At 65.4% G+C, this 12,693-nt stretch carries 11 protein-coding genes; all 11 read right to left on the bottom strand.

The window, feature by feature from the left end; translation table 11 throughout:
- On the bottom strand, positions 1-367 hold a 367-nt coding region (locus ACI1US_RS06560), incomplete at its 3' end, for an ATP-binding cassette domain-containing protein (RefSeq protein WP_461639174.1).
- Positions 367-1,314, bottom strand: coding sequence for an ABC transporter permease (locus ACI1US_RS06555; protein ID WP_461639172.1), 948 nt, complete (start codon positions 1,312-1,314; stop codon positions 367-369). The genes ACI1US_RS06560 and ACI1US_RS06555, both read right to left, overlap by 1 nt.
- Positions 1,304-2,233: an ABC transporter permease gene (locus ACI1US_RS06550; RefSeq protein ID WP_461639170.1), complete on the bottom strand. Its 930-nt coding sequence runs from the start codon at positions 2,231-2,233 to the stop codon at positions 1,304-1,306. Before ACI1US_RS06550 ends, ACI1US_RS06555 begins: the two co-directional genes overlap by 11 nt.
- A 106-nt stretch (positions 2,234-2,339) precedes the next feature.
- Positions 2,340-3,956 (bottom strand): peptide ABC transporter substrate-binding protein, encoded by a 1,617-nt coding sequence (locus ACI1US_RS06545; RefSeq protein WP_461639168.1) that lies wholly within the window; start codon positions 3,954-3,956, stop codon positions 2,340-2,342.
- Between the two features lie 173 nt (positions 3,957-4,129).
- Positions 4,130-4,702, bottom strand: coding sequence for a GNAT family N-acetyltransferase (locus ACI1US_RS06540; RefSeq protein ID WP_461639166.1), 573 nt, complete (start codon positions 4,700-4,702; stop codon positions 4,130-4,132).
- 97 nt (positions 4,703-4,799) lie between these two features.
- Positions 4,800-5,873 (bottom strand): peptide chain release factor 1, encoded by a 1,074-nt coding sequence (gene prfA, locus ACI1US_RS06535; protein ID WP_461639164.1) that lies wholly within the window; start codon positions 5,871-5,873, stop codon positions 4,800-4,802.
- Positions 5,874-5,888: 15 nt separating this feature from the next.
- A complete protein-coding gene (locus ACI1US_RS06530) occupies positions 5,889-7,805 on the bottom strand; it encodes a hypothetical protein (RefSeq protein WP_461639162.1) in 1,917 nt (638 codons plus the stop codon).
- 123 nt (positions 7,806-7,928) lie between these two features.
- Positions 7,929-8,885, bottom strand: a complete 957-nt coding sequence (thrB, locus tag ACI1US_RS06525) for a homoserine kinase (RefSeq protein ID WP_416549830.1) — start codon at positions 8,883-8,885, stop codon at positions 7,929-7,931.
- Positions 8,882-10,186, bottom strand: coding sequence for a homoserine dehydrogenase (locus ACI1US_RS06520; protein ID WP_416549831.1), 1,305 nt, complete (start codon positions 10,184-10,186; stop codon positions 8,882-8,884). The genes thrB and ACI1US_RS06520 overlap by 4 nt, the downstream gene beginning before the upstream one ends.
- Positions 10,187-10,233: 47 nt before the next feature.
- The gene (gene lysA / locus ACI1US_RS06515) at positions 10,234-11,637 is read right to left on the bottom strand and encodes a diaminopimelate decarboxylase (protein ID WP_416549832.1); all 1,404 of its coding nucleotides are present in this window, start codon (positions 11,635-11,637) and stop codon (positions 10,234-10,236) included.
- A gap of 208 nt (positions 11,638-11,845) precedes the next feature.
- On the bottom strand, positions 11,846-12,693 hold an 848-nt coding region (locus ACI1US_RS06510; RefSeq protein ID WP_461639159.1), incomplete at its 5' end, for a serine hydrolase.

Here is a 12,693-nt window from a genome sequence, read left to right as displayed (position 1 = left end):
CAACCTGAAAGCCGACATTCCATACCGGGTTGAGGTTCGACATCGGGTCCTGAGGCACGTAGCCGATTTGCGCCCCTCGTACCGCGGTGAGTTCTCTCCGAGAGAGCTTCGAGAGGTCCACACCATTGAAGAGGATCTCTCCACCGGTGATTTTGCCCGAACCGGGGAGTAAGTCGATGATTGCCTGCGCGGTCGTAGATTTTCCTGACCCCGACTCCCCCACGATGGCAACCGTCTGACGCGGATAGATGGTGAAATCAACGCCTTGGAGAGCTGCGACCGGACCGTCCTTCGTCGTGAAGGTGACGCGCAGGTCGGAAACCTGCAAGAGCGGCTCCTGCCCAGTTAATGCGATTCCGCTACTCATCAGCGCATTCTCTCCTTCGGGTCGAGGGCGTCACGCACGACATCGCCGAGCATGAGGAAGGACAGCACCGTGAGCGACAGCGCTGCTGCCGGGTAGGCCATTACCGTCGGGTTGGTGAGTAGTGAGGTGCGCGCCTGGGAGATATCGTTCCCCCACGACATGACACTTGGCGGAAGCCCAACACCGAGAAACGAGAGTGTCGCCTCGGCCACGATGTACGTGCCAAGAGCCACCGTCGCGACCGCGATGACGGGTGCTACCGCGTTGGGAAGCACGTGCCTGACCAGGATGCGGAACGGGGACAGTCCGAGCGCTTGCGAAGCCATCACATAGTCCGACTGACGAGCCGAGAGTACCGCGCCGCGCATGATGCGGTGGATCTGCGGCCAGGCGAACAGGGCGATCACCGTTGCGACCACGAGCGGCGTGCGTTCGGCCACCACCGACATGAGCACGATTGCTCCAAGAATCGTTGGGATCGCAAAAAAGATGTCTGCCAAACGGGAAAGCACCGCGTCCAACCATCCTCCATAGAAGCCTGCGAGCGCTCCGACTACGGACCCAAAGGCGGCGACCATGAGGGTTGCGACCACTCCCACCAACACAGAGGCTTGGGAGCCGTGCAGCACCCGCGAGAAAACGTCGCACCCCTGCCGGGTGAATCCAAACGGATGCCCGGTGGTTGGGGGGCCGTCGCTATTCACCAGGAGGCACTGGGCGGCCGGGGGTTCATTCGTGAAGACTCCGGGGAACAGGGCCACGAAGATCACGACAAAAATGAGCATTGATGAGACCCAGAACATCGGGCGGGAACGCATGGTTTCCCATGCGTCGCCCCATGTCGTTCGAGGCTTGCTTCGCACCTCGACCGCGTCGACCGCCCGCAGCGGAGTCTCTTCTGTAGCTGCGACGAAGTGTTCCTGACCTGGGTGGGGCTTATTTGGCATAACGAATCCTAGGGTCGAGCCATGCGTAGAGCACATCTACCAAGAGATTCGCCATCATGAAGATGATGACCATGACCGCAACGAAGGACACCACAGTTGGCCCCTCGCCGATAGTCACGGCACGGTAGATAGTTCCGCCTACGCCATTGATGTTGAAGATCCCTTCCGTCACGATCGCCCCGACCATCAGTGCGCCGAGATCCACGCCGAGAAACGTAACTACGGGGACGAGCGAGTTGCGCAGCACGTGGACCTGGATCACCCGTCGGCGAGGAAGTCCCTTCGCCGTTGCAGTACGAACGAAGTCTGCCGAGAGGTTCTCGGCGACACTCGAGCGCGTGAGCCGCACAATGTAGGCGAACGATGTCGAGGCGAGAACGATCGCTGGAAGAATGAGTTCGTTCCAGGGCGCAGCCGCGCTGACTGTGGTTCGTGCCCAGCCGAGCTGGACGCCGAACACGAGCTGCATCACGAAGCCAATCACAAACGTGGGAACCGAGATGAGCAGCAGACTCACCACGAGCGCGCTCGCATCGAACAGCTTTCCCTTTCGCAGCCCCGCGACGAGCCCGATGAGTACCCCCGCGATGGCCTCCATCGCGAGTGCGAGGAGCGCGAGGCGCAGCGTGATCGGAAACGCGCGAATCATCACGTCGATGACTCGCTGTCCCGAAAAGGTAGTGCCCCAGTCGCCCTGCAGCAGGCCTTGGATATACATGAAGTACTGCACGACGAGCGGCCTGTCGAGGTGGTACTGGGCACGGATCGCGTCGATTGCGGCCTGCGAAGGTTGCCGGTCGCCGAACATCGCGGCAATTGGATCTCCGGGCAGCGCGAACACGAGAAAGTAGATAAGAAATGTGGCCCCGAAGAACACGGGGATGAGCTGCAACAGCCGACGGCCGATATACCCTGGCACCCGCTACTCCTCACTGAAGTGAGTTGGCTCTGGAAAAGCTGCCCCGGAGGGGCGCGCCCCGCGGTAGTGAGTGCGTGGCGTGCCTCCTCAGGGGTGGTGAGGAACCCTAGTCCTTCGTGATTTGCTCGTGGAGCGGAACAGAATCCCAGCCGAAGACCACGTTGCCGAGGTTCTCGCCCCACACACCAACCGCGTTGGAGTACCAGAGCGGAATGGCGGGCAGGTCTACGAACAGGATCTCCTGAGCCTCGTGGTACAGCGCGATACTTTCGTCGATTGACGATGCCGACGCGCCCTCTGCGAGCTTCGCGTCGAAGGCCGCGCTCGAGTACCCCTCGTAGTTTGAGCTTCCCCCTGTCGAATACAGGGGCGAGAGGAAGTTCGCTTGGGTCGGGAAGTCGCCCTGCCACCCGGATCTCGTCGCGCCGGTCAGGGTCGCCGAGTTTCGCTGGTCGAGAGCCGCGGCGAATGTCGGCAGTGACAGGCCCTCGGCTTGAATACCGAGCGTGTTTGAGATGGCGTTCGCCACGGCGTCAACCCACCCCTGGTGTCCACCATCCGCGTTGTAGGCGAGCGTAAAGGTGCCCTCATAGGGGGTGATGGCGTCAGCCTGCTCCCAGAGCCGTTTCGCTTCGTCTGGGTTGTAGTCGAGCACCTCGGAGCCCTTGAGGCTCTCTGTCCATCCGGACAGCACGGGGGACGTGAAGTCTGTCGCGGGCGTGCGTGTGTCCTGGAAGATAGTCTCCGTGATCTCAGCGCGATTAATCGACATCGAGATCGCTGCTCGCCGCAGTCTTCCTTCCTCACCATCCTCGAAATGATCGATGTAATACGGAATGTTGAAGCCCTGGAAGATAGCGGCTGGCTGGTTCACAAAGCGGTTGGGAAACTCGCTCTGGTACGTCGCGAACGCGGTATCGGGAACCGAGTCCAACAGATCAAGGTTGGCGCTCTGGGCGTCGGCGTATGCAGCGGCAAGGTCGTTATAGAAGATGAACTCCAGGCCGTCGTTCACCGGCTTGCGGTTGCCATCGTAATCGGGGTTCGTGACGAGCGAGATACCTTCTTCATGGCGCCATGCGCCCTCGCCGTCGAGCATGTAAGGGCCGTTGCCGATCGGGTTCTCGCCGAATGCCTCCATGTCTTCGAAGGCGACCGAGGGCAGCGGCATATAGGCGGTATAGCCAAGTCGAAGTGGGAAGTCCGCCTCCGGCGCCTTCAACTGCACGGTGAAGGTGAGAGTGTCTTCAACAGTCAGCCCGGTAGGAACGGATTCACCCGCGTCGTCGGCACCTTCGATCGTGGCAAACCAGTAGGCACCTGCAGGATCCTGCGCACCATTCGTCCATGTGTCTACAAATGTTTGCGCAGTGATGGCCTCACCGTTTGTGAATGACCATCCGTCGGTGAGCTTAATCGTCCAGAGCGTCGCGTCGTCGCTCTCGACTGACTCAGCGATCTCGTTCTCAATCTCGCCGTCGACCGTAAAGCTCACGAGGCCGGCATACATTGCAGTGAGAATCTTGCCGCCGCCGGTCTCGGTGGTGGCGTAGGTGACCAGCGGGTTCTGCGGCTCCGTGCCGTTCGTCGAGATAATGGCGGGATCCGATCCTCCGCTACCGTCACCGTTCGATGGCGTGCATCCGGCAAGGGCGAGTGCCGCGGCGGAGAGCAGCGCGACGACGCCGACTCCCCCGAGTGTGCGTGTGTGATGTTTCGACATGAGTGATCTCATTTCTGTCGTCGTGTGTGCGGGGGACCTCCGTGTCGCAAGGCACCCGATACACACGAGACTAATCGCACTTAAGTCACAATCACGTGTCGTCTTTCTTTTGTTATGACTCAGTAACACGATGGCCGACTTGGGGCCCCGACCCGTTCCCGAGTTTTCCGCGCCTACTGGCGACGCGGACTAGCGGGGCGGCAGCGGGGCGGCAGCGGCGGGCCGTCGGGAAAGTCGCTGCGCGTGAGATCCATGAACAGTGCGCCCTCAAGCGCCCCGCTTGGCCGCACCTGGTAGTCGCGCAGCACGCCGATGCGCTTGAAGCCCAGACGCTCGTAGCTGCGGATCGCGCCGTCGTTGTGCTCATTCGGGTCGAGTGTAATCCGGCTGATGCCGTGCTGAAACTCGTGTTGGATCGCGAGCGCGAGGGCCTCCTCACCGATGCGGCGTCCGCGAAAGCGCGTGCCGATGAAGAGGTGCATCACCGTGGTCGGGTACTCCGGATCCTCTCCGCGAAGCACGAACATCGCGCCGGCGCACTCCCCCTCGATCTCAATGACGCGGGTGACCTCGACCGCGTCGATGAACTCCTGTTGTACGCGCTCCCGCGTGTAGCCCACCCACCAGAAGGCGACTTCCGGCTCGAGCAGAATCTCGTACAGTGGCTCGAGGTCGGCCGCAATGGGGGCACGGAGACTCACGAGCGGGCCGGTGATGGGCGCGGTGGGAAGTACAGCTGTGGACATGCTTTCAGCCTACTGCCGGGCGGCCGTTCCCAGGCACGCAAAAACCCTGGTGGCGGCAGCACAGAGGCTGTCGTCCACCAGGGTTTTGGCTGACGGATTACTGGCCGAGTGCCTTCAGGCGCTCTTCCTCGTCCATGCGGATGCACGACTCGATGATCGGCTCCATTGCGCCGTTCATCACGTGGTCAAGGTTGTACGCCTTGTACCCCGTGCGGTGATCCGCGATGCGGTTCTCCGGGAAGTTGTACGTGCGAATGCGCTCCGAGCGATCCATTGTGCGGATCTGGCTTGAGCGGTACGCGCTCGCCTCGGCGGCAGCTTCTTCTGCGAGCCGCGCGAGCAGGCGCGCACGGAGCACGCGCATGCCAGCCTCGCGGTTCTGCAGCTGCGACTTCTCGTTCTGCATCGCGACAACGATGCCGGTCGGCAGGTGGGTGATGCGCACCGCCGAGTCGGTAGTGTTCACCGACTGGCCGCCGGGACCGCTCGAGCGGTAGACGTCGATCTTCAGCTCGTTCTGGCTGATCTCGACCTCTTCGGCCTCGTCGGGCTCGGGGTAGACGAGCACGCCGGTCGTCGAGGTGTGGATGCGGCCCTGTGACTCAGTCACGGGAACGCGCTGCACGCGGTGCACGCCACCCTCGTACTTCAGGTGTGCCCAGACGCCCTGTGAGGGGTCGCTCGCGTTCGACTTGATCGCGATCTGGACGTTCTTGTAACCGCCCAGGTCGCTCTCGTCCTTCTCGAGGATTTCGGACTTCCAGCCCTTGGACTCTGCGTAGTGCATATACATGCGCAGCAGATCGGCACCGAAGAGTGCGGACTCCGCACCGCCCTCGCCACCCTTGATCTCAAGGATCACGTCACGCGCGTCGTCCGGGTCGCGGGGAATCAGGAGCCGGCGAACCTTCTCCTGGGCGTCCGCGAGCTGGGTCTCCAGCTCGGGGACCTCCTCCGCGAAGGCGTCGTCTTCCTTTGCGAGCTCGCGCGCGGCCTCGAGGTCCTCGCCAAGGTGCACCCAGTGTTCGTGGGCGACCTTGATTTTGCTCAGCTCTGCGTAACGACGATTGACCTTCTTCGCCCGGGCTGCATCGGCATGCAGCGCGGGGTCGGCGAGGTCATCCTGCAATCGGAGATGCTCCGCGAGGAGCCCTTCTACCTGCTCAAACACTGTTCTTCTACTGCCTTAGAACGAGATTGTGTATGACTTCTCAGCCTTAACCTCGGGGGCCTGGCGGCCTCCCGAGATCTTCACAAAGCTGTTGGCCGCGGGGGTGAGTTCGCGCAGGAGAGCCTTGTCTCCGGCAACGCCCGTGTGGGTGCGCACGGTTGCGAGCAGGGTGAGCGAGCCACCGTTCTCGAGGTTGCGGGCAGATCCGAGCAGGCGCTTTGCCTGTGCGATCGCGAGGGCCTGCACTGCCTCGGGGGCGGTGCGGCTGCCCTGCTGTGTCTGTAGGTAGGCGTGCGACAGGTCGGTGAGCGAGTCGAGCAGCACGACTACGTCGTGGCCGAGCTCGACGAGGCGGCTCGCGCGATCGATGGCGAGCTCTGCGACCGTTGCCTGGTCTTCAGCTGCGCGGTCGAAGGTTGCGGCGATAACCTCGCCGCTCACGGTGCGCTCGAGGTGAGTCGCTTCCTCGGGGCGTGCGTTCGTGAGCACGACCAGCAGGTGCGCTTCGGGGGCGTTCGCGGTGACCGCTGCGGCAAGCTCAGCGAGCACGCGGGTTGCGGGGATCGTCGCGGGCAGCGCGACGATCGCGCGCTGGCCGAGGCCCATGGGTGCGTGCTCGTCGATCTGTGCGCCGAGGGTGCCAGCGCCCGTGCCGAAGCGCAGGGGCTGCTCGGCGAAGATTGCCGTCATCTCGGTGATATCGGCCCGCTTCTCGGTCTCGTCGACGGGCTTACCGTTGACCGAGTCGATCTTCACGATCGCGTTGTACTTCTGGCGGCCGCCGCTGTCGCCCTCGCGGGGCTGGCGGATCGCGCCGACAATTGCGTCACCGCGACGGAGGCTGTACTTCTTTACCTGGCCGAGTGCGACATAGACGTCAGAGACGCCCGGCAGGTAGCCGCTCGTGCGCACGAATGCGTAGTTGTCGAGGACGTCGAGGATGCCGGCGACGGGCAGCAGCACGTCGTCTTCTGCGATCTCCATCTCGAGGTCGTCGCCGCCGCGGCGCTTGCGGTCGCGCTGGCGGGTGCGGCTCGAACGCGAACCACTCTCCTGCTTGCCGGCGTCGTTCTGGCCCTGGCGGTCGCCCTGGCCGTCGTTGTCGGACTTCGCGGCGTCTGACTTTGCAGCCTCTGCCTTCGCGTCGTCCTGCTTCGCGTCGGCGCTCTTCGCGTCGGTGCTCTTCGCACCGTCGTTCTTCGCGCCGTCGTTCTTCGCACCGTCGTTCTTCGCGCCGTCGTTCTTCGCGCCGTTCTGGTTTCCGCCGCGACCGCGGGGCTTCGAATCTTCGCTCTGGCCCTGCGAATCGGCGTCGGCCGAATCGGTGTTCTGCGTCGCGCGGCGGCGTGAGCGGCGTGCGGGCTGCGCAGCCTCTTCCTCGGCAGGTGCAGCAGCAGCGTCGGCGGTCTCAGCCTTCGCTTCTGCGGCCTTCGACTCGGCCTTCGGCTCTGCCGCGGCGTCTGCCTGCGGTTCGGAGGCGGTCTCTGCCGCGGTCTCGGCTGCCGGCTCGGCGGGAGCTGCGGCGGCCTTGCGCGAACGGGTCGCGCGCTTCTTCGGTGCCTCGGCAGCCTTCTCTGCTGCGGGCTCGGCGGGTGCCTCGGCGGGTGCGCTGTCGGCGGCGTCGCTGGTCTGCGCGGGAGCGGCGTCGACCGCAGCCTCGACTGCCGGCTCTGCCTTCTTGCGCGAACGGGTCGCGCGCTTCGGCGTGGCCTTCTCGGCGGGGGCCTCGGTTGCGGCGTCAGCAGCAACCTCAGCCGCAGCGGGGGCCTCAGCCTTCGCGGGCGCTGCCTCGGTGACGGTCACAGCGACGTCAGCGGCAACCTCGGCGGCTGCGCCTGCTGCGGCCGAAACGCGGCGTGATGCGCGGCGGCGAACGGGTGCGGCCGCTGCGGTGTCTGCCGCGGGCGTCTGATCTTCAGGATGTAGTTCCACGTGTATTCCTTCCGGAATCTATCGAGTTTGGGCCACCAGGCCTCAAACATGCACAAGAGTGCGGGAAGCTCGGGGGCAAACGCCCCGGCTAGGAAATCGATCCGGGACACCAACTAAGAAGTGTCACACCCGCGAAGAGAACGCAGAGTCGACCGGAATCTCCTCTACTGTAGCACCCTTGATGTCAACCGCCAGTGTCAGTACACGCCAATCCGGGGCAATTTCTGCAACCAGATCGGCGGCGGCGAGCCGCTCCCCCGAGCCGTTGGACAGCACGAGGATCGAGGGCCCGGCACCCGAGACCACCGCGGGATGGCCCGCTGCGCGGAGCGAACCGATGAGGTCGCGGGTCTCAGGCATCGCCTCGCCGCGATAGTTCTGGTGTAGCCGATCCTCGGTCGCCTCGAGCATGAGCTCGGGGCTCTGCGTCAACGCGGCGATGAGCAGCGCGGAACGCGACACGTTGAACACCGCGTCTTCGTGAGGCACCTGCTTCGGCTGCAGACTGCGGGCGTGCTCGGTTGACATCGTGAACGTCGGCACGAGCACGAGCGGCGAAACCCCGCGGTGCACGAGCAGGCGCTTAAACCGTGGGCCGTCGTCGTTCGTCCACGCGATTGTGAGACCACCGAAGAGTGCGGGGGCGACGTTGTCGGGATGCCCCTCAAGCTCGGTCGCAAACGCGAAGATCTGCGCCTCGGTGAGTTCGAGCGGCTGTTCCGGATCGCTCGCGAGCAGTCCAGCGGCGATCATCACGCCGGCGACGATCGCGGAGCCGGAGGATCCCATGCCGCGCCCGTGCGGGATGCGGTTGTGGGCCTCAATGTTCAGCCCGGGCATCGTGCGGCCGAGCCGCTCGAAGACGAACGCCGCGGACCGCACGACGAGGTTGCGCTCGTCGGTGTCGACCTCGCCCTCACCGACGCCGTGAACGGTGACCGTCGCGCCGGATTCCGGGCGCGTCACCACGGTGAGTTCGTCGCCGTAGGCGAGCGCGATCCCGAGCGTGTCGAAGCCGGGCCCGAGGTTCGCGCTGGTCGCGGGAACATGGACCTTCAGTGCGCGTGCGTCGAAGCTCATGCGCGGCCCTCCCGGCGAAGCACGCTGGTGATCTCGGCGACCGCGTCGTCCGCGCCGAGCGCTTCGACCGTGGCAGCGAGATCAGCCTCGCGTGCAGTGTGGGTGCCGATGATGAGCGTTGCGCGCCCCTCGTCCGAAACGTTCTGCTCAACACTCGCGGCCGAGACACCGTAGGCAGCGAGGATCCCGGCGACGCGGGCGAGCACGCCCGGCTCGTCGCGCACCTCGAGCATCACCTGGTAGGCCGTCATGACCTCACCGACGGGCAGCACGGGGAACTCGGCGTGCGTCGATCCCGGGATACCGGGGCCACCGACGACGTGACGGCGGGCCGCCGAAACGAGGTCGCCGAGCACCGCTGAGGCGGTCTCGTTACCGCCGGCTCCCGCACCGTAGAACATAAGCTCGCCTGCAGCCTCGGCCTCGACGAATACCGCGTTCTTGCCCTCGTAGACGGCGGCGAGCGGGTGCTCGCGGGGAATCAGCGCCGGGTAGACCCGCACCGATACGCCGTCGGTGCCGTCTGAGGCGGTGAGGCGTTCGGCGACGGCGAGGAGCTTGATCACGAATCCAGCGTGCCTGGCCGCGGTGATCTGGTCAAGGGTGACGTTCGTGATGCCCTCGCGGTACACAGCGCTCTCGGGCACCTCGGTGTGGAACGCGATGCTCGCGAGAATCGTCGCCTTCTGCGCGGCGTCGAAGCCCTCGACGTCGAGCGTCGGGTCGGCTTCAAGGAAGCCGAGATCGCTCGCGAGCTTCATCGCGGACTCGGCGGATTCGCCGAAGCGATCCATCCGGTCAAGAATGTAGTTCGTCGAGCCGTTCACGATCCCCATGACGCGGGTGATGTGGTCGCCCGCGAGGCTCTCGCGGAGCGGGCGGAGGATCGGGATCGCAGCGGCAACCGATGCTTCATAGAGCAGCTGCGCGCCGACCTGGTCTGCGGCGTCAGCGAGCTCGCGACCGTGCGCGGCGATGAGTGCCTTGTTCGCGGTCACGACGTCTGCGCCGCCGCCGAGGGCGAGGAGGATCAGCGAGCGTGCGGGCTCGATGCCGCCCATGAGCTCGATGACGATGTCGGCGCCCTGCACGAGGCGCTCGGCGTCGGTGGTGAAGAGCTCTCGGGGCAGCTCGACGTCGCGTTCGGCGTCGAGCGTGCGCACGGCGATTCCTTCGAGCGTGAGACGCGCCCCGATCCGGGCCGCAAGCTCATCGCCGTTCTCGAGAATCAAGCGCGCCACCTGCGCTCCCACTGATCCGCATCCCAGCAGTGCAACCCGAAGGTCTCGGTAGCCGTTCACCTGGTGTTCTCCGTTCTCATTCTGACGTGTAGTTGTGTGGGTCGCCATTACGCGACCACGCTCTGCGCGAGCAGATCGGCCTCGGTCTGGCCGCGCACGATGGTGCGGGCTTCACCACCGCGAACGGCGACGACCGGGGGCCTGGGGACAAAGTTGTAGTTACTCGACAGCGACCAGCAGTACGCTCCCGTCGCGGCGACCGCGAGGATGTCGCTTGGGCGCACGTCTGCCGGTAGCTCGTCGCGGTAGACGACGATGTCGCCCGACTCGCAGTGCTTGCCGACGACGCGCACAAGCGCGGCCGCCTCGTCGCTCGCGCGATTCGCGATGCGCACGTGGTAATCGGAGCCGTAGAGCGCCGGGCGGGCGTTGTCGCTCATGCCGCCGTCGACGCTCACGTAGAGCCGCTCGGCGTACCCGCGGTCTGCGGGGTCTGCCTCACCGGTGCCAGTGAGGTCGACGTGCTTCGTGGTGCCGACCGTGTAGAGCGTGATGCCCGACTGGCCGACGACTGCGCGACCGGGTTCGAAGGCAAGGTGCGGCAGCGCGATCCCAGCTTCGCGGCTGGCTTCGGCGACGATATCGGCGAGCTGCCGCGCAATGTCGGCCACGTTGGGCGCTTCGCCGGCCTGCTCGGGCGTGTAAGCGATACCGAAGCCGCCGCCGAGGTTGAGCTCGGGGATCTGCGCGCCGGTGATCTCGGCGAGCTCCACGTAGATGCTCAGCAGGCGGCGGGCAGACTCGCGAAAGCCCTCGGTAGCGAAGATCTGCGAGCCGATGTGGCAGTGCAGGCCAACAAATTCAAGTCCCTCATGGGCGACGATCTTGCCGACGAGGGCGGGGGCGGCGCTGAGCGGCATGCCGAACTTCTGGTCTTCGTGCGCGGTCGCGAGATAGTCGTGGGTCGAAGCGTGCACGCCGCTATTCACGCGCAGCCGCACACGCTGACGCTTTCCTGCTGCGGCTGTCGCCGCGGCAATGCGCTCGACCTCGATCTCGCTGTCGATGACGATCGTCCCGACCCCAGCCTCGACGGCACGGGTGATCTCAAAGACTGACTTGTTGTTGCCGTGAAAGCCGATCCTGCTCGGTTCCACCCCCGCAGCAAGCGCGACGAGCAGCTCGCCGCCGCTGGCGACGTCGATCGCGAGGCCTTCCTCGGACATCCAACGAGCCGTCTCAACGCTCAAGAATGCCTTGCTCGCGTAGTAGACGGTCGCGTCAGTGCCGACGCGCTGCGCCTCGCCGCGAAGCGCGTCACGGATTTCGCGGGCGGTCGCGCGCGTCGCGTCTTCATCAACGACGTAAAGCGGCGACCCGAACTGCTCGACGAGCTCGGTCGCGCGGACGCCGCCGATCTTCAGGACACCGCATTCGCTCCCCCGGCGTGCACCGCGCGGGAAGACACGGTCATCAATCGCGTTCGCATCAAGGGTTCGGTGATCGGTCATCGGACGCTCCTCGGCTCTGGGTGGGTGTCACTTGGACGCTCGGACGCTCTGTCGGCTGCATATGTGCAACCTCTGGCGAGCGGACCCGGCTTGGCCCCTGAAGCCGCGCGAACGGAAGGGTTTCCGAACGAACCTCTCTATCTTAATAGACAGGCACTCCCCGAACGCGGATGTTACGCCCAAGCGGGCGCGAAGCGACGCTGAGACGCTAGTTCGAGCCCGCTGGCACGCCTGCGTTACGCGGTAGCACGATCTCCGCGCGATCCCTGATGCTCGGTTCTTCGGCCGCTGGCTTCCGTGCGCTTTCGCTCGCGATCGCGACGGCGAGGCTCTGCACGAGCGGGGCGTCGAGGCCGATCATCCGCAGATCGCAGACGAGTGCGCCGCGCTCGCACTCGACGCGCCAGCGGAGCTGCGCGGCATCTGTCGTCCCGCCGAGTCGCGCGGCGACGGGTGCCTGGGCAACCGGTGTGCCCACCTCGTCCGCGAGTCCCGCGATGCGGCGGTCGCGCACCTCGGCCGGCACGTCGGTCAACACGTTCGTCGCGAACACGCGCTCGGCACCGCGGAGCGACTGCCCCGCTCGCAGCAGATCGTCAATGAGTTCCGCCGCCGACACAGCCTCGGGCCAGGGCACCACCCGCGCTGACGGTACGCTGCCGCCCTCGAGCAGCCGCGCGTGCGCCGCGACCGCGAGTGTCTCCGCTTTGAAAGCGTCGGAGTTGCCAAATGCAACCGTGCCGACGCCGCTCTCGACGTGCCAGCGCATGTGCGAGCTGAAGCCGGGTAGGCCGCCAGAGTGGTCGGCCATGCGCCCGAAGCGCCGATCCTCCGACACGAACAGCCCGAGCCCGTAGCCGAGGCTCGCGGGATCGCGGTGGGCCTGAGAGAGCGGCGCGGCAATCGACGTGTGCGTGCGCTGCATCTCGCGGCGACTCCGTGCAGACAGCAGGTCTGGGCGGTCGGGAGTATCAGTGAACGCCGAGCTCAGGAACCAGCCCCACCGCGCGATGTCGTCGACGGTGCTGAAGAGGCCGCCGATGCAGGCAAGCGCTC

The sequence above is a fragment of the Leucobacter sp. BZR 635 genome (genome assembly GCF_048061935.2).
In the GTDB taxonomy this organism is placed as follows: Bacteria; Actinomycetota; Actinomycetes; order Actinomycetales; family Microbacteriaceae; genus Leucobacter.
This window is presented reverse-complemented; position numbering and strand designations above follow the sequence as displayed.